Origin of the sequence: Parvibaculum sp., assembly GCF_030694575.1 — a bacterium.
In the GTDB taxonomy this organism is placed as follows: domain Bacteria; phylum Pseudomonadota; class Alphaproteobacteria; order Parvibaculales; family Parvibaculaceae; genus Parvibaculum.
In genome coordinates, this window is record NZ_JAUYUS010000108.1 from 1 (window position 1) to 20,463 (window position 20,463).

Consider the following 20,463-nt stretch of genomic DNA (forward strand, 5'->3'; position numbering starts at 1 on the left):
CCTAGTCGAAGAGGCTCGAAACCGAGCGTTCCTCGGCGGTCCGGCGCATGGCCTCGCCGATCAGCGGGGCGATGGAGACGACCCGGATATTGTGGCTGACGCGGACGGCTTCCGTCGCCTGGATCGAATCCGTGATGACGAGTTCCTTGAGCTGCGAGGCGGAGACGCGGGCGACCGCGCCGCCGGAGAGAACGCCATGCGTGACATAGGCGGAGACTTCGGTCGCGCCCTGTTTCAGCAGCGCTTCGGCGGCGTTGCAGAGCGTGCCGGCGCTGTCGACGATGTCGTCGACGAGAATGCAGGAACGGCCCTTCACGTCGCCGATGATGTTCATGACTTCGGACTCGCCCGCGCGTTCGCGGCGCTTGTCGACGATGGCGAGGTCGGCGCCGATGCGTTTCGCAATGGCACGCGCGCGCACCACGCCGCCGACGTCCGGCGATACGACCATCACGCCGTTGCTCGTCTTGTAGTGCTGTTCGATGTCGCGCGTAAGGACCGGCGCCGCGAACAGATTATCCGTCGGAATATCGAAGAAGCCCTGTATCTGGCCGGCATGGAGATCGAGCGTCAGCACGCGGTCGGCGCCTGCCGTCACGACCAGGTTGGCGACGAGCTTCGCCGAAATGGGCGTGCGGGCGCCGGGCTTGCGGTCCTGCCGCGCGTAACCGAAATAAGGGATCACGGCCGTGATGCGCCGCGCCGAAGCGCGCCTCAGCGCATCCATGATGATGAGCGTTTCCATCAGGTGGTCGTTGGCCGGGTAGGAGGTCGACTGGATCACGAAAACATCCTCACCGCGGACGTTCTCCTGAATTTCGACGAAGACTTCCATGTCCGCGAAGCGGCGGACGACCGATTTCGTGAGCGGGAGGTTGAGGTATGCGGCGATGGCTTCGGCGAGTGCCCTGTTGGAATTACCCGCGACCAGTTTCATTCCGACACCCCTGCCATCGCTTCAGGCCCGCCGGAAGACGCGAGCCAATTCCCCAACCCGAAATCGCCGGCGGGACGTGACGTTCCGGTGACGGCGCGAGCGCGTTGTAACAAGGGGTCCATCCCCTGTAAACACGCAACTCGCTTTCCGGAATCGCCCTTTTCGAGGTGACGGTCCGCCCTCACGAGTTGGCGGCCATGGTTACCGCAGGCCTCCCCAGAACCGCGAGTACCCCGTCCGCCGCTGCTTCCGCCGCCGTTTCAGCGACCTCGCCCCATCTGCCGGCGATGCTGGCTGCGTCCAGTGCGTTTTGTTGCAGCACTTCGCCCAGAATTTCGCCATTCACGGATTTTACCTGCCAGCGGATTGTGACATCCGTCCGGCTGTCGTTCCTCGACGCCGTGACGACGCTGCCTTCGATCCGGTAGCGCGGCGCATCGACCCATGTGGCTGTCGGAACGCGGCGGGCGAGGGCGCCGTCGAGCGCCAGCGCCAATGCGGTATTGCCGTCGCCCGGTGCCGGTCCGACCGAGATGTCGAAGGGCAAACGGGCTGCAGCTGCTTCTTCCGCCCGGATGCTGCCGGTAACAATGTCGTCGTTGGATGAGCTCGAGGCGAGCGTCTCTTCCGCGACCGTTACCGAATTCGAATACCAGAGCGCGATCTTTCGCGCCGTCGCCGCCGCGAAGCCACGCAAATCCTCGTTGCCGACGGCGTCCCACGGAGCGCCGGGCGCGCCTTGTCCCGCTATCACCGTCTCGTTGACGACGCGGTGCAGGCGTCCGCCCCGCGCGTCCTCGATGTCGATCACGGCGACGATGTAGGTGCCGTCGGGGTTTTCGCCCGCGCCCATCGCGCCCGTCACGTCGAAGGACAGATGGCCTGCGCCGGAATGCTGCGGCGTTGCCTGCTCCACTTCTTCCTTCAACATCTCGGAGAAAAGGTTTGCCTCGGTAGGCGGCACGCCGGACAGCGCCGCAATGGCGACGACCGACTGCAGCGGCCTGTTTGTGCCCGCATCGGCTGTGGTCACGCTGTCGCGGGCGGCCTTGTCGGAGGCGGCATCGTCCGCACAGGCGGCCATGGCAAAGATCGCAATGGCCGCACCGATCTTCAGCCTGCGCCCGCCTGCCATCTTCCAATTGCCATTTTTCGCTGTGGCTGGCCCTGTCGCCATCCGCGCCGCCGATCTGTCCCGCTGCCGCCATTCCCCGTGGCGTGTTTCGAGTTTAACGCGATTCGGCGAAAAGCAGCGCCGCCACGCTTCCTCAGCTACGGAGCATCACGGCCGATATTTGCCGGCCGTAATCCGGCTCCTGGCGATGGGTGGCACGCCGATAGGAAAAGAATCTTTTGCTGTCCTGATAGGTGCATTGGCCGAGAACGGAGACCGTCCCGATATCGGCCGCCTCAAGCCGCGCTTCGGCGTAGCCGGGCAGGTCGAAAAGGAAATGATCCGGCTTCCCGGACGGCACGAACCATTTTTCGTTATCGCCGCCCGCGTCCAGAAAGCGTTCGCGGAACTCCGGTCCAACTTCATAGGCATCCCTCGAGATGCAGGGGCCGATTGCGGCACAGATGGCATTCCGCTCCGCGCCGAGCCGAACCATGGCTTCGATCGTTGCCTCCAATACGCCCGTGAAGGCCCCTTTCCAGCCGGCATGGGCGGCGCCAACGACATGCGCGTTCTTGTCGGCGAAGAGCACCGGCGCGCAATCGGCCGCGAGGACGCCAAGTGCGATGCCCGGCGTCGCCGTCACCATAGCGTCGGCCTGCGGGGCCGTTTCGGGCGTCCATGGTTCGGTGACCTCGATCACGTCGGCACTGTGAACCTGATAGACCGTCAGAAGCTTTTCCGGTTCGACGCTCAGCTTCCCGGCGACGCGGGCCCTGTTCTCGCGGACGGCGGCCTTGTCGTCATTCGAGCCGTAGCCGCAATTGAGCGAGGCATAGATACCTTTCGACATGCCGCCTTCGCGTGTGAAGAAGCCGTGCCGTATATGCGTGAGTACGTCGAGAGGCTTCGCCTTCAACATGGAACGGTCCTATCCGAAACCGGCGGGCGAAGGCGCTCCGCGCGGGGTGATCCCCAACACCTTGAAGAGGCTGCCCATCTCGTCCGCCGCGGTCAACCTTCGCAATGCCGCCGCAATATCCTCACGTTGGGAGGCGGTGGCGTTCCGGCTCAACGCCTCGGCGCGCGCCGCGATCCCGAGCGCGGTGAGAAAGGTGCCTTGAGAGGCAGGCCCGTGAACATCCGCGCCTCCGGCTCTTATTGCGCGTGAAAGAGCTTCAAAGTCCACATGGACGGTAATGTCCGCTTCGCCGGGTGCATCGAACGGGTCCGCGAACTTGTGATCGCGGACGGCCTGCAGCGTGTCGCCGGGCGCGCTCGATGCGTGCCCGTAATCGACAATCAGCGCCGCGCCGCCGCGCGATGCAATGCGGACCGAGATTGCCTCGGCGACGGCCGTGGAGGCGGGAGAGATTTCGGCGATCTCGCCTTCTCGCGCCGCCCGCATGGCAGCCGGGAGTGTGCCGTCGTTCGCAATCGGCACCGGCGCCAGAATGGGCGCGAAACGGCCCTCAGTACATCCGACAAAGCGCTCGCACCAGCCGCGATCGGTGCGCTGATACTGCGTTACCGGCAGCGCGTCGAAAAATTCATTGGCGATGAGGAAAAGCGGCCGGTCGGGCAACTCGTCCACATGCATATGCCAGTTCGCTTGCGGCACACGCTTGCGCTGCGCCGCGCGCAGCACCGGGCTCGTCTCGACGAGATGCACAGACGCCGCCTCGGCCATGCCCGGCATGCGCCGCATCGCCCGCAAGGCATCCGCCATCAGGGTGCCCCTCCCGGGCCCCAATTCGGTGAGAGCGAAAGCGCCAGGGGCGCCCTGCCGCTGCCATTGGTCGGCGAGCCAGAGACCGATCAGTTCGCCGAACATCTGGCTCACTTCCGGTGCTGTGGTGAAGTCGCCTCCCGCGCCGAGCGGGTCACGCGTCATGTAATAGCCGTGATCGGGATGGCCGAGCGCCAGCGCCATGTATTGGGACAGCGGGATCGGTCCCGTTTCCTCGATCAGCCGGGCGATATGATGCGCGAGAACGGTCGAGGTCATTTCCGTTTCATGGCGGCGGCCGGCTTCACTTCCCTGCGCGCGCAGTACACGGCGAGTCCAGCGCCGACAAGCACCATCGGAACGGAAAGGAGCATGCCCATCGTCAACCAGTCGCCGAAGAGGTATCCGATCTGCTGGTCCGGTTCGCGAAAGAACTCGACCGTCGTGCGTGCGGCGCCGTAGCCGGCGATGAAGATGCCTGTCGTCATGCCGGGCTTTTTCAGCGCGCCGAGATTGTGGGTGAGGAGGCGCAGCAGCAGGAAGAGGGCAATGCCTTCGAGCGCGGCCTCGTAAAGCTGACTTGGATGGCGGGGCAGCGGACCGCCCGTCGGAAAGATCACGCCCCAGGGTGCGTCGGTGACGCGGCCCCAAAGTTCGGCATTGATGAAGTTTGCGATGCGGCCGAAGAAAAGGCCGATAGGCGCGGCGGCACTCGCAAGATCCATCATCGACAAAGGCGGGATGCCGCGCGAGCGGGCAAAGAAAAGGATCGCAACCAGGACGCCGAACGCGCCGCCGTGAAAGCTCATCCCGCCCTGCCAGACATAGAATATCTCGAGCGGGTGCGAGGCGAAGTAGGCAGGATTATAGACGAGCACATAGCCAAGCCGGCCGCCCAGAATGACACCGAGTGCGGCCCAGAGCAGCGCGTCGTCAACGTCCAGCTTCGTCACGGGCGCGGCGCCCGGCCAGATGCGGGGTGTCTGCGCCAGCGCGACGACATAGCGCCAGCCGAGAACGAGGCCGGCGATGTAGGCAAGCGCATACCAGCGGATGGCAAAGGGGCCGATTTGGATCAGGACGGGATCGATGTCGGGAAAAGGCATGAGGCTCCAGCCTGAATTCTGCGGCGGGCGCCGCGCCGCCCTTGCCGATGGTGCGTCAGTTTGACCTTGGCGCCCGCGCTGTCAAGAAAGCCCGAGGATTCGCTTTTCACGGACGAGAGGCTATGTTTCTCATTGCAGCGCCACGGAGCATTCCCATGACCCAGACCCAGAATCGCATCTTCGACGAACTCGGCCGGCTCTTCACCAACGCCGCCGGTGCGGCGCAGGGCGTGCGCCAGGAAATCGAGACCGTTTTGAAGGGCCAGGCGGAGCGGCTGATCGCCGATATGGACCTCGTCACGCGCGAGGAATTCGAAGCGGTGCGCGCAATGGCGCAGCTCGCGCGCGAAGAGAACGAGGCGTTGAAGGCGCGTGTTGCCGCGCTTGAAGAAGCGGCAAAAAAGAAGCCATCGCCGAAAAAGGCCTCCATCTCCAGCGAAGATACCGGCCGCGGGCCCGAAGGCGATACCTCGCCGCTCGGCTGAGTGTGCTCGCGAGGATTTCCACAGATTCGATTGCGATTTCCGTTCTCGCGGCGCCTCGAGGGTTGCGCCGACTCAAAGCATCGGGCAGGTTTGTTTGGTGTTTTGGGGCTGGTTACCCACCAGATATAGAGGCGGAGGCGCGGGTCCTGCCGTCCGAGGTGGAGCCCGAGCGGGGTACAGGATGTCAGGCTCTGTCGCCGAAGCCGAAGAATTCGACGGCAATCCCCTCGATCTTCTCGAACAGGTCGCCACGGTTCGCGACTGGTTTTTCGAGCGGAGCCACGAGGACGAACTGAATATCTGCGTCGCGGGCGAATGGCGCGATTATCAGCTCTCGCTGAACTGGCGGAACGACCTTTCGGGGCTTCACATCGCCTGTACGCTCGACCTTCGGGTGCCGCCCGAGAAGCGTCCGGCAATCCGCCACCTTCTGACCCTCATCAACGAGCAGCTCTGGTCTGGCCATTTCGACATCTGGTCGGATGACGGCGTGGTTCTCTTTCGCAACAGTCTCCTGCTCTGCGGCGGCGCCGCAGCCACGCCGGAGCAATGCGAAGCGCTGCTTCGTCTCGCCGTGGAAGCCTGCGAGCGCTATTATCCCGCTCTGCAATTCGTCATGTGGGCGGGCAAGTCGGCCGAGGAAGCCATCGCCGCCGCCATGTTCGAAACGCAGGGTTGCGCGTGATCCTTCTCGCGCCGGGCTTTGGCGGATTTCCGTAAGCGGCGGTTTCAGACATGACATTCTCACTCAAGCGTCCGCTCGTTCTCGTGGGTGCGGGCAAAATGGGCGGCGCGCTGCTGGCGGGCTGGCTTGCGGAAGGGCTGGCGCCCGAGCTTGTGTCGGTGCGGGATCCCGTGCCGTCGCCAGAGGTCGCCGCGCAAAAGGGACTGTCGTTCAATCCATCCATTCACGACCTGGCACTCAAGCAGCCGGCGGTGGTGCTGCTTGCGGTGAAGCCGCAGGCCATGGCGGAAGTGCTGCCGGAACTGACGCTGCTGGTGCAGCCGGATACGCTTTTTCTGTCCATTGCGGCGGGCACCAGCCTGCACCGCCTGAAGGAACTGTTGGGGCAGGACGTTCATGCGGTCCGCGCCATGCCCAATACCCCGGCGGCGGTGGGCAGGGGTATCACAATCGCCTGCGCCAATGAGCGCGTGACGCTCGAGCAGAAGGCTATTGCGGATAACCTCCTCGCCGCTGTGGGCGAGGTTGGCTGGGTGGAGAACGAAGCGCAGATCGATGCCGTGACCGCGATTTCCGGCTCCGGCCCGGCTTATGTCTTCTATCTGGTCGAATGCCTGGCCGCGGCCGGCGAAGGCCTCGGCCTCGATCCGGCGCTGGCGATGAGGCTGGCGCGGCAGACCGTGAGCGGTGCCGGGGAGATGCTGCATCGACTGGAAGAACCGGCTGCCACGCTCCGGGCAAACGTGACCTCGCCCGGCGGAACCACGGCGGCGGCGCTCGATGTGCTGATGGGCGAGGGGGGCTTGTCGCCGCTGATGCGCCGGGCCGCGCTTGCCGCAAGGGACAGGGCACGCGCGCTGGGCAAATAGCTCTCCGGCTCGCCAAACGTCCGTTGCGTGCCTATGTTCTTCGTCAGGAAGGTTTCATGGCAGCCAAGGTCGATCCCGAAGAGAAAATCATCAAAGCCGCGCTGCGGCTCGCCGTCACACGTGGATGGCGCGAGCTTTCGCTTGCCGATATTGCGAAGCCGGCGCGGGTAAGCTTGCCTGTCCTTTCGAAGCTCTTCGCATCCAAAGCCGATATTCTCGCCGCCTATGGCCGCCGCATCGATGCCCAGGTGCTGGAGGCGGCTGCCGGGGAAGACATGACCGGCGAGACGGCACGCGACCGGCTCTTCGACGTGCTCATGATGCGTTTCGATGCGCTTGCGCCGGACAAGGAAGCGTTGAAAAGGATCGCCGTCGATTTGCGTCGCGATCCGCTTGCCTCGGCCCCGCTCGCGCGACCGTTTCTGCAGTCGATGGGCTGGATGCTGGAGGCGGCGGGTATCGACTCGTCCGGTTTGAAAGGCGCACTTCGCGTGCGTGGATTGGCTTTGGTGTGGAGCGCTGCTTTTCGGGTCTGGCTCGACGACAGCGAGGATCAATCGAAGACGATGGCGGAACTCGATGGCCGCTTGCGGCAGGGCGAGGCATTTCTCGACCGGGTGACGCGCTTCGCGGCGTCCCGACGCAAAACTGCCGAGAAGGAAGCCGCATAGGTCAGAAGTGGAAGACGCGGCAGGCTGTGATCTTGTCGCCGCTCCACTCGATAATCTCGACGACGCGCTTCCGTCCCGTCCGGTCGCCATTGACGGTCCGCCAGTATTCGACCGAGGCGCGGCCGTCGCTTGGTGTTTCCTCGGCGATGACATTCAGGATGTCGGCCTGAAAACTGTCGAGTTGAGCGGCCGTCGCTTCGGCATAGGCCCGAATTTCAGCCGGACCGGTGAGCATTCCATCCGGCCGCTTCATCCGGCTCGCCACTACTGCGCTCATATGTGTGCCCTTCGGCGCATAGAGCTCTGCGATCGTTACAGGATCGAGGCTTTGCCAGGCATCTCGCCAGCGCGCGACCATTTCCGGCAGTTTCATGGCCTTCTCCATAAATGGTCAATATTACTGACCTATATTGGAGAGTGCGGCACGCGACAGTCTTCGGCAAGCAGAATCATACGGGGAGATGGATCACGGCGCGAAGGCCGCCCATCGGGCTGCGGGCGAGCGTGATGTCGCCGCCGTGTCCGCGAGCGATATCGCGGGCGATGGCGAGGCCGAGCCCGGTGCCGCCCTTGTCGAGGTTGCGCGCGGCGTCCAGCCGATAGAAGGGGCGGAAGACCTCTTCCAGCTGTTCTTCGGGAATACCCTTGCCGTCATCGTCGACGAATATGTCGATGCTGCCGCCATGACCGTCGGCTTCCACATCCCTGATCGCTGTCACCCAGACATGAGCGGCATATTTGCCGGCGTTGTCGACGACGTTCGTCAGGCAGCGCTTGAAGGCATTCCGGCGAAGCGGCAGCACGAGATCGCCGTGCAGTTCCAGCCGCACATCGTGGCCTTTGCGCAGAGCGTCGGTTCGGATTTCATCGATCAATTCGGCGAGGTCGGTTTCTTCCGATGCTTCGCCTTGATGGCCACGGGCAAATTCGAGATAGTCGTCGAGCATACGCTCCATCTCGTAGATGTCCGCTCGCAGTTCGTCGATTTCGGGACCGTCGCCGAGCATGGCGAGCTGCAGCTTGAAACGGGTGAGCGGCGTGCGGAGATCGTGGCTGACGCCCGCAAGCATGGCTGTTCGCTGTTCGATCTGACGTTGAATGCGCGCGCGCATTTCCATGAAAGCTTGTGCGGCGCGGCGTACTTCGGAAGCGCCCTGCGGGCGGTAGCTGGGGACGTCTCGGCCCATGCCGAAAGATTCCGCAGCCGTTGCCAGGCGCTCGATAGGCCGGATCTGGTTTCGCAGGAAAATGATCGCGACGATAATCAGCACTACCGATGTGCCGAACATCCAGACAAGAAAGATGTGGGAATTCGAAGCGTATACATGCGACGCCGGCGAAAGGACGCGCATCACACCGCCATTATAGGCGATGCGTATGTCGACATACTGGGTGTAACGGTCTGTGTTGAACCAGAAGGGTCGCGAGACGCGCTGACGCAGCTCGTCGCCAAGGGAATCCGCGAGCAGTCCCGTGCTTGACGAAGGCGCGTCCGGCAGCACTTCTCCATCCAGAAACGCGACAGGCAAGCCGAGATTTTCGTTCGCGCGGGCGGCGATCCGGGTGCCATGCAAGGGGGTCGGATCTTCCTCGTACTCGCTCAGGAGAAGAGCGATTTCCGCCACCGTCTTGGCGGAGAGGCGTTCGGTCACGAGTTGCCAGTGACGCTCCAGAAAGACATAGCTCACCACGAATTGCAGCAGCACCATCGGCGCAACGATGATGATGAGAGAGCGGGCGTAAAGACCGCGCGGCATAAGTCTCTTCAGAAGCTGGAAGGGGTGAAGGGAGTTCGTACCGGAACGTGCGTCTCCGCGCGAAGACGTTGTGCCGGCCTGGTCGTTTATGTCGGCGTCCACCATGACCTTCAATCCGGCATCAATACGTAGCCTTCGCCACGTACCGTTTGCAGATAGAGCGGGTTCTTCGGGTCGACTTCCAGCTTGCGGCGCAGTCGATTGATCTGAACGTCGATCGACCGTTCGGCCGCTTCGTTATCGCACAGATCGAGGCGCGAGAGGGGCTTGCCCGGATTGGCCGCGAAAATGCGCATGAGCTGGATTTCGCGGGTCGTGAGGCGGATCTGGGTATCGCCGTTCCAGAGTTCGCCGCGCGTCACGTTGAAACGGCAGGGGCCCAGCGTGATTTCATCGTGTCTTTTTGCACCGGACGCCTGTGTGCGCCGGAGAATGGTTCCGATGCGGAGCAGCAGCTCGCGCGGCTCGAAAGGCTTGGCGAGATAGTCGTCGGCGCCGCGCTCCAGCCCGTCGATGCGATCGTCGGCTTCACCCCGCGCGGTGAGCATGAGAATGGGAACGGTAGATCTGCGGCGCAGATCGCGGGTGAGATCGAGGCCGTTCTCGCCGGGCATCATCACATCGAGCACCAGAAGATCGAAAGACATGCCCGCAAGCCGGGCGCGAGCATCGGCGGCGTGCTCCGCCGTCGTCACGCGGTAGCCGTTGTCGGAGAGATAACGCTTCAGCAATTCGCGAATGCGGCGATCGTCGTCGACAACCAGCACATGCGGTGCGTCGTCCGCAGGCGGTGCCTTGCCGCCGCTCTGCTTTCCCGCCGTTGCGATGTCGTTCACGGTCACTTGGCCCGCTTTCTGTCTTGGCGCTACTTACTGCCAGCTGGCGCTCTGGCGATCAGGTGCTCGACCTCGGGCCTGTCTTCCTCGTTGACCAGAGCCAACAGGACGGTACGCCACGCCCTGTCCGCGTCGGGCCCGGCCTTCTCGAGCGCGCGGGCGACGCGGGCGCGTTGAGGCGCCGCGAGCCGCGCCGCAAGATCGGTGCCTTCCGCCGTGAGGTAGAGGAGGCGCTGCCGCCGATCCTGCTTGCCCGTTTCCTGCTCGATAAAGCCCCGTTCGATCAACTGTTTCAAGACGCGCGCGAGGCTTTGTTTGGTGATCCGCAGGATGTTCAGCAATTCGGCGACCGTGATGCCGGGATTGCGTCCGACGAAGTGGACCACCCTGTGGTGGGCGCGGCCAAAGCCATACTTCGTCAAAAGCTCATCCGGGTCGCTGATGAAGTCGCGATAGGCGAAGAACAGCAGCTCTATGGCTTCGGTCAATGCATCGGCCGGCGCCGCGGCCGCGGGGACGGGCCGCGATTCCACGCGGTTTGCGGGAGTTTTCAGAGGTTTCGCCATTACCACCATTTTATGTCAGTCATGTTGACATATTTTCCGCCAAGTGCTACCTCTTGCACACTGCATGAGACAGACTGGGCACCTAAGGCCGCGCAGATCGAATCTGCCATCTAATATAGTGGATGTTCGCCCGAGAAGATTGTCTCCCGCAAATCTCCCGTGGGACGGGACCGCGAGCAGCCGGACAGTCACGGTGGCGAGAACCCGGCGCAGCGCGGAAATACACCAGGAAACAGGGTCATGGCAGACATTCCCTTCGACAAACGCGACGGCTTTATCTGGTTCAACGGAGAACTCGTCCCTTGGGCGGATGCAAAGGTCCATGTGCTCACGCATGGTTTGCATTACGCGAGCTGCGTATTCGAAGGATGCCGGATGTATGGCGGCGAGATTTTCAAGCTGCGCGAGCATTCGGAGCGGCTGATCCGTTCAGCCGAGATTCTCGGTTTCGAAATTCCCTACAGCGTCGAGGAAATCGACGCGGCCTGCATCGCGGCGGTGCGCGCGCAGAAGCTGACGGACGGTTACCTGCGTCCCGTCGCGTGGCGCGGCAGCGAGATGATGGGCGTGAGCGCGCAGAAGAACCGCATCAACTTCGCAGTCGCCGCGTGGGAATGGCCGTCCTATTTCGATCCCGAGCAACGCAAGAAGGGCATCCGTCTCGACATCGCGAAGTACAAGCGGCCGTCGCCGGAGACGGCGCCGTCGATGGCGAAAGCGGCCGGTCTCTACATGATCTGCACGATCTCGAAGCATGCGGCGGAGAACAAGGGTTATGCCGACGCGCTGATGTACGACTATCGCGGCTATGTGGCAGAAGCGACCGGCGCGAATATTTTCTTCGTGAAAGACGGCGTCATTCATACGCCGAAGCCGGATTGTTTCCTCGACGGCATCACGCGGCAGACGGTGATCGAGCTTGCAAAGGCGCGTGGCTACGAACTCATCGAGCGCCATATCATGCCGGAGGAACTTCCGGATTTCTCGGAGTGCTTCATCACGGGCACGGCCGCGGAAGTAACGCCGGTCGGCGAGATCGGTCCGCACAAGTTCACGCCGGGCGAGATCACCGCGACGCTGTTCGCCGACTACATGGCGGCGGTGAACCCGAAGCAGGCAGCGAAAGCCGCCATTGCCTGACGGCGATCCGATATCGATATTGAAAGGGCGGCTTTCGAGCCGCCCTTTTTTGTTTCAGCGCTTCAGCACGGAGAAGGTTGCGTTGGCGCGGGCGCAGGCCTTGCCATCCGCCTTTACCAGACATTGCGCGAAACAGAGGGTTGAGCCCGCCTTGACGACTTCGGGATGCACCTCAAGCCATTGTCCGATACGCGCGGAGCTGAGGAAGTCGACGGCGAGGCCGACGGTTACAAGTCCCGCCGCGTTTTCGCGTCCGAGGCCGCAGGAGAGACCCATTGCATTGTCCGCGAGCGCGGTAATGAGGCCGCCATGCGCGAGGCCGCGCGAGTTGGTGTGCGGTTCCGCGAGCCACAGGCCGATATGGATGGCGGTGCCTGTGTTTCGCGAGTAGAGCGGCTCCCACGGATTGGTCAGCGGGCTCTGACGGAAGTGGCGCTCGAAGCCCTCTGCAGGCGGAGCAAGTGTGTTTTCAGAGGTCATTTTTCCGGTCCTTCGAAATGTCGGGATGGACCAGTGGTACAGCGGGGACGGGCCAGGGAGAATGCAGCTTCGGCGCAAATGAGGTCGCGAAAACGCCCTCCAAAGAGGCGTCTGTCATCCAACTGTCACAAAAATGTCATGTCTTCCATTTTGCCGTCGCTTCGTCGTCGCTCTCGCGCGCGTCGACCCAGTGCGACTTATCCCCGGTTTCCTCCCGCTTCCAGAACGGTGCGCGGGTTTTCAAATAATCCATCAAAAAGGAGGCGGCCTGGAATGCCGCGTCGCGGTGGGAGGAGGCGGCGACGACGAGAACGATGTTATCCCCGGGGGAAAGCTTGCCGACGCGGTGGACGATGAGCGTTGCCTGCAGCGGCCAGCGGGCGTTTGCTTCCGTTTCGATGCGGGCGAGTTCCTTTTCGGTCATGCCGGGGTAGTGTTCGAGTTCCATCGAAGAGATGCCGCCGGTGTCGCGGACGAGGCCGGAGAAGGTGACGACCGCGCCGATGCCGGGGCGGCCTTTCGTCAGAGCCGCCACTTCGGCGCCGATGTCGAAATCTTCCGTCTGTACCCGGATCATATCAGCCGCCCGTGACCGGCGGGAAGAAGGCTATCTCGGCCGCGCCCGCGATGGGGGCGTCGAACTCGCTGTGCTCCTGATCGACCGCGCAGCGGATGACGGACAGATCGGAGAAGGCCGCCTCATATCCTTCGCCGCGCGTCTTCAGCCAGGAGATCAGGTCCGCGACGTCGCGCACGTCGCCGGGCGGCGTTACGTCCTCTTCCGCCGTGCCGGCTTTCTGTCTTACCCATGCGAAATAGAGAAGCTTCACATCCGGCCTTCCCGTTCGGCAGCCGCGGCCGTCGCCGGCGCGGGCGGGTTGCGTTCGGGGCGCTCGTCGTCGATATGCCGCACACCGGCGCGGAAATAGTCGATGCCCGTATAGAGCGTGAGAATGGCGGCGGCCCAGAGCAGCGTGATGCCGGCTTCGGTCGTGCCGGGCACGATCTTGTCGGCGGCGGGGCCCGCGAGCAGGAAGCCGAGTGCGACCATCTGGATCGCCGTCTTCCACTTGGCGAGCTGGGTCACCGGCAGGCTGACGCGCAATTCGGCGAGAAATTCGCGGAGGCCGGAGACGAGAATCTCGCGGCAGAGAATGATGATGGCCGCCCAGAGCGAGAATCCGGCGATGACATCGACCCAGGTGAGGGCGATCAGCACGACGGCGACCAGAAGCTTGTCCGCGATGGGGTCCAGCATGCGGCCGAGATTGGACTGCTGCTCCCAGGCACGGGCCAGGTAGCCGTCGAAGAAGTCCGTAAGGCCCGCGATGACGAAGAGGGTCAGCGCCGCCCAATGCCCGGCGTCGCCGGGAATGTAGAAACACATCACTACGGCGGGCACCAGCGCGATGCGGAAATAGGTCAGGAGGTTCGGCAGGTTCGTCGCCATTCTACATACAACTCCGGTCTGATCGCATCGAGCTTAACACCCACCGGCGACATGTCGCGAGGGGCGAGGGGAAATCAAGGCGTGCCGTCGGGATTTCCATGAAAATGATCGTAAACCGCGCGCGCCACTTTGGCACTGATGCCTTCCACCGATTCGAGATCGCTCAGGCCCGCGCGAGCGACGGCGCGGGCGGAACCGAAATGCTGCAACAGGGCGCGCTTGCGGCCGGGCCCGACGCCCGGCACGTCGTCGAGCGGATTGACGCCGATCGCTTTCGAGCGGCGCGCACGATGGCTGCCGATGGCATAGCGATGCGCTTCGTCCCGCAGACGCTGGAGGTAGTAGAGAACCGGGTTGCGCGGTTCCATCATGAAGTCGGCCCGGCCCGCCATGAAGAAACGCTCGCGGCCCGCATCCCGTTCGGGACCTTTGGCGACGCCGACGGCGGTTACGCTGTCGATGCCGAGTTCTCCCAGCACGTCGAGGGCGACCTTGAGCTGTCCGGCACCGCCGTCGATGAGGATGAGGTCCGGCCATGCGTCGTCGGCGGGCTTGCCCTCGCTCTCCTTGAGGAGGCGGGTGAAGCGGCGCGTCAGAACCTCGCGCATCATAGCGTAGTCGTCGCCGGGCTCGATCTCCTCGCCCTTGATGTTGAACTTGCGATACTGGTTTTTCACGAAGCCTTCCGGGCCGGCGACGATCATGCCGCCGACGGCCTGGGAGCCGGAAATGTGGCTGTTGTCATAGACTTCGATGCGCCCGGGCGGCTGTTCGAGGCCGAATGCCTCCGCGACGCCCTCCAGAATCTTTCGCTGCGAGGAGCTTTCGGCAAGGCGGCGGCCGAGCGCCTCGCGCGCATTCAACTGGGCATGGTTCACCAGCTCGCGTTTCTCGCCGCGCCGGGGTACGCCGACCGCGACCTTCCGGCCGGCGCGGATGGTCAGCGCCTCGGCGAGCAGCGCCCGGCCCGGCACGTCATGGCTGAGAAGCACCATGCGGGGTGGGGGACGGTCCTCGTAGAACTGGGCGAGGAAGGCATCCAGCACTTCCTCCGTCGAGAGTTCCTTGTCGTGGCGCGGGAAATAGGCGCGGTTGCCCCAGTTCTGTCCGGCGCGGAAGAAGAAAACCTGTACGCAGGTCTGGCCGCCTTCGGTCCAGGCGGCGAAGACATCGGCCTCGGCCACGGTTTGCGGATTGATGCCCTGATGCTGCTGGATCTGCGTCAGCGCGCGGATGCGGTCGCGATAGATCGAGGCGCGCTCGAAATCGAGTTCGGCCGAGGCCCGTTCCATCAGTTCCACGAGCTGCTGCTGGGTCTTGCGGCTGCGCCCGCGCAGGAAGTCGCGCGCCTCCGTTACAAGTCCCGCATAGGCCTCGCGATCGATCTCGCCGGTGCAGGGGGCGCTGCAGCGCTTGATCTGGAAGAGGAGACAGGGCCGGGTGCGGTTTTCAAAGACGCTGTCGGAGCAGGAGCGGAGCAGGAAGGCCTTCTGGAGCGCGTTCAGCGTCGCCGTGACGGCGCCGGCGCTTGCGAAGGGGCCGTAATAGTCACCCGGGCGGGAGCGCCCGCCGCGATGCTTCACGACCTGCGGGAAATCGTGATCGCCCGTCAGCAGGATATAGGGGAACGACTTGTCGTCCCGCATCAGCACGTTGTAGCGCGGCTTCAGCCGTTTGATCAGATTGGCTTCGAGCAGCAGCGCGTCGGTTTCCGTGGCGGTCGAGATGAATTCCATCTGGACCGTGGAGGCGATCATGCGGGCGATGCGGTTCGAATGGCCCGCCAGCTTGGTATAGCTCGCCACCCGCTTTTTCAGGCTGCGGGCCTTGCCCACATAGAGGAGATCGCCGCCCGCGCCGTACATCCTGTAGACGCCCGGACTGTCCGGCAGGTGCTTCACCTTCTCGGCGATCAGCGCCGCGCCGCCGGGTGCCGAATGCGCAGCCCCGTTCTCACCGCCGATCGAGGCGGCGGGGGTCTCGGAAGAGCTGTTTTTCGTATCGTCCATTGATCTTTTTATAGCACTGCCGGCGGTTCCTCCGGCCGGACGAGCGGCGCGCGGGAAGCGCGGCGATGATGTGGCCCTACCTGTGGATAAGTTTGTTGAAAGAGTCGGGCCCGTTAACCGCCGGAAATCGTCAAGTTCTTGTAATAATTAGGATTTGTGACACGAAAGCGAAAGCCGTCTTTTTATAAGACATTGAAACATATGGGTTTTTCTGTCCTATGGAATCCCGATTTCCGGTTCCCATGGTTAACGCCCCAGGCTGCAGGCTCCCCGGAGCGGCCCACCCGCTGCTGTGCACAAATCCTCCGTGTGCGGCATTTGAAATCGTCAAACCGTTGATTCCATTGTCGCTTTTTCGAGAGCTTGCCGCATCAGGAATGATGGCGCACACGCTCGATTTCGACGCCCACCCCGGCGGCTTCAGGGATGGCCGCCAGCTTCTCCACACGGATCAGCGCGACCTGCACGCGCTCATCCTCGAGGCAGGCGGATGCGATCCGCTCCGCCAGCGTTTCGACGAGCTTCAGATGGCCCTCGGCGACGATGGATTTGATCTTTTCCACCACCGTGGCGTAGCAGACGACGTTTTCCAGATTGTCGCTGTGGGCGACCTCCGCGACGGTCAGGTCGACATTCACGCGGATGGGCTGCGTCTTGCCGACCTCGTGGCGATAGACGCCGATATGGGCGTCGAGAAGGAGGCCGTGGACGAAGACATGACGGATCGCGCGCGCGGCGCTCGCGATTTTCAGGGGCAGGACATTGTCGGGTTGGGTCATCGGCGACTGCCTTATTCCGAAATGCCGGTCACGTCCGGCGTTTCCCATGCGAGATGCTGACCGCCGTCGAGCGCGATCATTTGCCCGGTCATGGCGGGCGCCGCAAGGATAAACCGAACCGCGGCGCAAATCTCCTCCGGCGTGGTGCCGCGCCCGAGAATGGTCGCGTTCACCTGGCGCTCGAAATCCGCCGCCGACTGGCGCTGGTTCGCGAGGGTGGGGCCCGGACCTATGCCATTGACGCGGATACGCGGCGCGAAAGAGCGCGCCAGTACCTGCGTCATGTCCCACAACGCCATCTTGCTCAGGGTATAGGAAAAGAACTTCGGCGTCGGCGCCCAGACACGCTGGTCGATGATGTTGACGATGTTGCCGTCCGCACCCGCGGGGAGCTGGGCCGCGAAAGCCTGCGAGAGGAAGGCGGGCGCGCGCAGGTTGACGTCCATGTGCTCGCTCCATGACGCCACCGTCATCGTATGGGCTTCGTCGGGATAGAACTCGGATGCGTTGTTGACGAGAAGACTGAGCGGGCCCAACGCCTTCGCGGCGTCAGGCACCAGGGCCTCGGTCGCCGCGCGGTCAGCGAGGTCGGCCTTGAGGACGACGGCGCGCACGCCTTTTGCCTCGATCTCCCGCAGCACGTCCGCGGCGTCTTCGCCGGAGCGGTCGTGGCGGATGCAGAGCGCGACGGACCAGCCGTCCTCGGCCAGGGCGAGGGCGATGGCCCGCCCGATGCGCCGTGCGGCGCCCGTCACCAATGCGTTGCGGCTGTGTCCGGTCAAGTTGCGATCTCTCAAACGACGCCGTTGACGTGGCCAAAGGCGAACATGGCGTAAAGATACGCGCCATAGGCCGAAAGGAAAACGGCACCCGCGATACGGCCGACCTTGCCCCCGGTCATGGCCATGGGAAGCAGCATGACGACGGCGCCGAGCATCACCCAAAGGTGGAAGCTCAGAAAGTCCGGCGCGACGGGCAGCGGCGCGATGAGCGCCGTGACGCCGAGGATCGCCAGGATGTTCATGATGTTGCTGCCGATGATGTTGCCCACCACCACGTCGTCGTTGCGGCGGAAGACGGCCATGACCGATGTGGCAAGCTCGGGCAGCGAGGTGCCGACGGCGATGAGCGACAGGCCGATGACGGCGTCCGACACGCCGAAAGCATGTGCGATTTCGGTGCCGCCGTCGACGACGAGATGCGCGCCGATGGGAAGGCCGGCAATGCCGAAGAGGATTTTCGCGGCGATGATCCGGCGCGAGAGGTTCAGCGGCTTGACGTCGCCATGAGGCAGGTCGTGAGCGGCGGTTTCGGCGCTGAAGCTGTCGCTCGGCGGCGCCGGGGCGGGAATGGCATCCTCGCCGGCGGCGAGCGGCGGCGGATCGTAGGGGTGCATCCGCGCGTCCCAGCCGGAATAGACCAGATAGGCAACCAGCAGCGAGAGCAGGAGCACGCCCTGCCAGACGCCGAGCGTGCCGACGAAGCAGAGCACGATAAGAAGGACGCTGGCCGCCATCATGATGATCATGTTGTGGGGCACGGTGCGGCCGGTGCAGGCGATGGGCAGGATGAGCGCGGGCAGGCCGAGGATGAGCAGGATGTTCGCGACGTTGCTGCCGACGACATTGCCGAGCGCGATGCCCGGCGCGCCGGCAAGCGCGGCGCGGACGGAGACCAGCAGTTCAGGCGCGGAGGTGCCGAAGGCAACGATGGTGAGCGCGATCAGCAGTGGAGAGATGCCGTAGCGGGTAGCGAGCGAGGCGGCGCCCCTGACCAGAAAGTCGCCGCAGACGAGCAGGATGACCAGGCCACCGATGAGATAGAGATACATCGCCGACATCAGCCGCGCCCCGCATGGGGACAAAAGGAGCGGCAAGATGTCACCTCTGTCACGACGATGCGCGCGGTCACGGTCCGCATATTGACGCTGATCCCTCTGGTTTCTGCTTGGTCCGCCCCCGGCCCCGCCCCGAGGCATATAGGGCGCGGGCCCCAATAAGGCAAGAATGGCGCAGGATTCCGCCGCGCCGCGCGTGTATATGCGGTACTCTTCAGGCGGTTTACCGAGAGGCGAGGCGGAAGTGCAGGGCGAGGTGTGGGCCGCGGAAGCGGCTGTCGATGCGGTGACGGGCGGCGTTCACGTTCCCTATCTGAGGGAGGTGATCGTGTTTCTGATTGCCGCCGTGGCCGTGATGCCGCTTTTCCACTGGTTCCGCGCGAGCACGGTGCTCGGCTATCTGTTCATCGGGGCGCTGATCGGGCCGCACGGGCTCAAGCTGATCGCGGAGGGCGTGGGCCTTTCCGAGATCGGCGAACTCGGCGTCGTCTTCCTGCTTTTCACCATCGGGCTCGAACTTTCGTGGCAGCGGCTCCGCTCCATGCGGACCTATGTGCTGGGGCTCGGCGGCGCGCAGGTGCTGCTTTGCGGGCTGGCGCTGGCCGGCATCTTCCTGCTGATGGGACTGTCCGCGCCGGCGGCGACCATCATCGGTTTCGCGCTGGCGCTTTCCTCCACCGCCATCGTTACCCAACTGCTGATCGAGCGCGGCGAGTTCGCGGCGCAGCCGGGGCGGATCGCGTTTTCGATCCTGCTGATGCAGGACCTGGCCGTGGTGCCGATCCTCGTCATGGTGTCGATCTTCAGCGCCTATGCGCAGGGCGGCGAGGGCGTGAACATTTTCGCGCTCGCCGGACTGGCGACGCTGAAGGCGGCGGTGGCGGTGCTGCTGATCCTGACGGTGGGACGATACATCTTGCGGTGGATCTACGGCGTCGTGGCGCGGACGGGGAACCCCGAGCTTTTTCTCGCGCTGTCGCTGCTGGCGGCGCTGCTGACCGCCGTGGCGACCGGGGCGGCGGGGCTGTCGATGGCGCTCGGTGCGTTCCTCGCCGGGCTGCTGCTGTCCGATACGGAATTCCGGCCGCAGGTCGAGACCGACATCCAGCCGTTCAAGTCGCTGCTGCTGGGGCTCTTCTTCATCAGCGTCGGCCTCGGCATGGACTTCACGGTGTTCCGCGACAATTTTGTGGCCGTTCTCGGCCTCATCGCGATCTTCATCGCGCTGAAGACGGTGCTGATCGGGCTCCTGACATTCGCGTTCGGCGAGGCGCGCCTCTGTTCGCTGCGCACGGGATTGCTGCTGGCGTCGGGCGGCGAGTTCGCCTTCGTGGTGATTTCGGCTTCGGCGGCGGGCGGCGTGGTGCCGCTGCAGGTCGCGCATATCGTGCAGCTTGCCGCGGCCATTTCGATGGCGCTGACGCCGGGGCTCGCGACGCTGGGCGCGTGGCTGCAGACGCGGTTCGACGGGATGGAGGGCGACCGCGAGCGCAATGCGGACGCGCTGGTGGAAGGGCTCGACGCGCATGTCATCATCGCGGGCTATGGCCGCGTGGGGCGCATGATCGGCCGGCTGCTGCGGGAGCAGCAATTGCCGTTCGTCGCGCTCGATCTCGACCCGGCGCGCGCACGGGCGGCGCGGACGCGGGGCGAACTCGTCTATTACGGCGACGCGGCGAGGGCGGAGGTGCTGGAGCGGGTGGGCATCGCGAAGGCGTCGGCCGTGGTCGTGACGCTCGACAACAGCGCGGCGGCGAGCCATCTCGTCCGGGCGCTGCGGGCGAAGTGGCCGAAGATACCGATCTTCGCGCGTGCCCGCGACCGGGAGCACATGCTGGAACTGGAAGCGGCCGGCGCGAGCGCGGTGGTGCATGAGGCGCTGGAAGCGTCGCTGCAATTGTCGGGGCATGTGCTGCGGGCGATCGGCGCGCCTTCCGACGCGGCCACGACGCTGATCGAGCGCGTGCGCACCGAGGTCTATGAGCGGCAGATCAAAGCCGAGAACGATTGATC

General features: G+C 64.2%; 23 protein-coding genes. 6 read left to right on the forward strand and 17 right to left on the reverse strand.

What is annotated here, in order from left to right; translation table 11 throughout:
* Window position 1: 1 nt before the first annotated feature.
* The 5 genes from Q8S60_RS15225 to lgt all read right to left on the reverse strand — a co-directional run bounded on the left by Q8S60_RS15225 (window position 2) and on the right by lgt (window position 4,886).
* Entirely contained in the window at window positions 2-937 is a 936-nt protein-coding gene (locus Q8S60_RS15225; protein WP_305278794.1) for a ribose-phosphate pyrophosphokinase, read from the reverse strand.
* A gap of 181 nt (window positions 938-1,118) precedes the next feature.
* The gene (locus Q8S60_RS15230) at window positions 1,119-2,072 is read right to left on the reverse strand and encodes a hypothetical protein (RefSeq protein WP_305278793.1); all 954 of its coding nucleotides are present in this window, start codon (window positions 2,070-2,072) and stop codon (window positions 1,119-1,121) included.
* Between the two features lie 133 nt (window positions 2,073-2,205).
* Complete coding sequence (pgeF, locus tag Q8S60_RS15235; RefSeq protein WP_305278792.1) at window positions 2,206-2,973, reverse strand: peptidoglycan editing factor PgeF; 768 nt, start codon at window positions 2,971-2,973, stop codon at window positions 2,206-2,208.
* A gap of 9 nt (window positions 2,974-2,982) precedes the next feature.
* The gene (locus Q8S60_RS15240; protein WP_305278791.1) at window positions 2,983-4,059 is read right to left on the reverse strand and encodes a class I SAM-dependent methyltransferase; all 1,077 of its coding nucleotides are present in this window, start codon (window positions 4,057-4,059) and stop codon (window positions 2,983-2,985) included.
* Complete coding sequence (gene lgt, locus Q8S60_RS15245; RefSeq protein ID WP_305278790.1) at window positions 4,056-4,886, reverse strand: prolipoprotein diacylglyceryl transferase; 831 nt, start codon at window positions 4,884-4,886, stop codon at window positions 4,056-4,058. The genes Q8S60_RS15240 and lgt overlap by 4 nt, the downstream gene beginning before the upstream one ends.
* 155 nt (window positions 4,887-5,041) lie before the next feature.
* Here lgt and Q8S60_RS15250 point away from each other — a divergent pair, with 155 nt between their 5' ends.
* The 4 genes from Q8S60_RS15250 to Q8S60_RS15265 all read left to right on the forward strand — a co-directional run bounded on the left by Q8S60_RS15250 (window position 5,042) and on the right by Q8S60_RS15265 (window position 7,596).
* A complete protein-coding gene (locus Q8S60_RS15250) occupies window positions 5,042-5,371 on the forward strand; it encodes an accessory factor UbiK family protein (protein ID WP_305278789.1) in 330 nt (109 codons plus the stop codon).
* Window positions 5,372-5,552: 181 nt separating this feature from the next.
* On the forward strand, window positions 5,553-6,056 hold the full coding sequence (locus Q8S60_RS15255; protein WP_305278788.1) for a YbjN domain-containing protein: 504 nt from the start codon (window positions 5,553-5,555) through the stop codon (window positions 6,054-6,056).
* A gap of 50 nt (window positions 6,057-6,106) precedes the next feature.
* Window positions 6,107-6,925: a pyrroline-5-carboxylate reductase gene (proC, locus tag Q8S60_RS15260; protein WP_305278787.1), complete on the forward strand. Its 819-nt coding sequence runs from the start codon at window positions 6,107-6,109 to the stop codon at window positions 6,923-6,925.
* A gap of 56 nt (window positions 6,926-6,981) precedes the next feature.
* A complete protein-coding gene (locus Q8S60_RS15265) occupies window positions 6,982-7,596 on the forward strand; it encodes a TetR/AcrR family transcriptional regulator (protein ID WP_305278785.1) in 615 nt (204 codons plus the stop codon).
* Window position 7,597: 1 nt separating this feature from the next.
* Here Q8S60_RS15265 and Q8S60_RS15270 read toward each other — a convergent pair whose 3' ends face one another.
* The 4 genes from Q8S60_RS15270 to Q8S60_RS15285 form a co-directional block, all read right to left on the reverse strand.
* Window positions 7,598-7,969, reverse strand: a complete 372-nt coding sequence (locus Q8S60_RS15270; RefSeq protein WP_305278784.1) for a nuclear transport factor 2 family protein — start codon at window positions 7,967-7,969, stop codon at window positions 7,598-7,600.
* Between the two features lie 76 nt (window positions 7,970-8,045).
* Complete coding sequence (locus Q8S60_RS15275; protein ID WP_305278783.1) at window positions 8,046-9,458, reverse strand: ATP-binding protein; 1,413 nt, start codon at window positions 9,456-9,458, stop codon at window positions 8,046-8,048.
* 5 nt (window positions 9,459-9,463) lie between these two features.
* Window positions 9,464-10,195 (reverse strand): response regulator, encoded by a 732-nt coding sequence (locus Q8S60_RS15280; RefSeq protein WP_305278782.1) that lies wholly within the window; start codon window positions 10,193-10,195, stop codon window positions 9,464-9,466.
* Window positions 10,196-10,218: 23 nt separating this feature from the next.
* Window positions 10,219-10,764: a MarR family winged helix-turn-helix transcriptional regulator gene (locus Q8S60_RS15285; protein ID WP_305278781.1), complete on the reverse strand. Its 546-nt coding sequence runs from the start codon at window positions 10,762-10,764 to the stop codon at window positions 10,219-10,221.
* A 231-nt stretch (window positions 10,765-10,995) separates the two neighbouring features.
* Between Q8S60_RS15285 and Q8S60_RS15290 the strand changes: the two genes are divergently transcribed.
* Window positions 10,996-11,895: a branched-chain amino acid aminotransferase gene (locus Q8S60_RS15290; protein ID WP_305278780.1), complete on the forward strand. Its 900-nt coding sequence runs from the start codon at window positions 10,996-10,998 to the stop codon at window positions 11,893-11,895.
* A 54-nt stretch (window positions 11,896-11,949) separates the two neighbouring features.
* Here the strand turns inward: Q8S60_RS15290 and Q8S60_RS15295 are convergent, their stop codons facing one another.
* The 8 genes from Q8S60_RS15295 to Q8S60_RS15330 all read right to left on the reverse strand — a co-directional run bounded on the left by Q8S60_RS15295 (window position 11,950) and on the right by Q8S60_RS15330 (window position 18,453).
* The gene (locus Q8S60_RS15295) at window positions 11,950-12,375 is read right to left on the reverse strand and encodes a PaaI family thioesterase (RefSeq protein WP_305278779.1); all 426 of its coding nucleotides are present in this window, start codon (window positions 12,373-12,375) and stop codon (window positions 11,950-11,952) included.
* 136 nt (window positions 12,376-12,511) lie between these two features.
* Window positions 12,512-12,952 carry a molybdenum cofactor biosynthesis protein MoaE gene (locus Q8S60_RS15300; RefSeq protein WP_305278778.1) on the reverse strand — a complete coding sequence of 147 codons (441 nt, stop codon included), beginning with the start codon at window positions 12,950-12,952 and terminating at the stop codon, window positions 12,512-12,514.
* A 1-nt stretch (window position 12,953) separates the two neighbouring features.
* Complete coding sequence (moaD, locus tag Q8S60_RS15305; RefSeq protein ID WP_305278777.1) at window positions 12,954-13,205, reverse strand: molybdopterin converting factor subunit 1; 252 nt, start codon at window positions 13,203-13,205, stop codon at window positions 12,954-12,956.
* Window positions 13,202-13,825: a CDP-diacylglycerol--glycerol-3-phosphate 3-phosphatidyltransferase gene (pgsA, locus tag Q8S60_RS15310; RefSeq protein WP_305278775.1), complete on the reverse strand. Its 624-nt coding sequence runs from the start codon at window positions 13,823-13,825 to the stop codon at window positions 13,202-13,204. Before pgsA ends, moaD begins: the two co-directional genes overlap by 4 nt.
* A gap of 74 nt (window positions 13,826-13,899) precedes the next feature.
* Window positions 13,900-15,834, reverse strand: a complete 1,935-nt coding sequence (uvrC, locus tag Q8S60_RS15315; protein WP_305278774.1) for an excinuclease ABC subunit UvrC — start codon at window positions 15,832-15,834, stop codon at window positions 13,900-13,902.
* Between the two features lie 371 nt (window positions 15,835-16,205).
* Window positions 16,206-16,613 (reverse strand): dihydroneopterin aldolase, encoded by a 408-nt coding sequence (gene folB, locus Q8S60_RS15320; RefSeq protein WP_305278773.1) that lies wholly within the window; start codon window positions 16,611-16,613, stop codon window positions 16,206-16,208.
* An 11-nt stretch (window positions 16,614-16,624) separates the two neighbouring features.
* The gene (locus Q8S60_RS15325) at window positions 16,625-17,395 is read right to left on the reverse strand and encodes an SDR family oxidoreductase (protein ID WP_305278772.1); all 771 of its coding nucleotides are present in this window, start codon (window positions 17,393-17,395) and stop codon (window positions 16,625-16,627) included.
* A gap of 11 nt (window positions 17,396-17,406) precedes the next feature.
* Entirely contained in the window at window positions 17,407-18,453 is a 1,047-nt protein-coding gene (locus tag Q8S60_RS15330; RefSeq protein ID WP_305278771.1) for a calcium/sodium antiporter, read from the reverse strand.
* 166 nt (window positions 18,454-18,619) lie between these two features.
* On the opposite strand from Q8S60_RS15330, the gene Q8S60_RS15335 reads away from it, so the two are divergent.
* Window positions 18,620-20,461 (forward strand): cation:proton antiporter, encoded by a 1,842-nt coding sequence (locus tag Q8S60_RS15335; protein ID WP_305668694.1) that lies wholly within the window; start codon window positions 18,620-18,622, stop codon window positions 20,459-20,461.
* Window positions 20,462-20,463 lie beyond the last annotated feature (2 nt).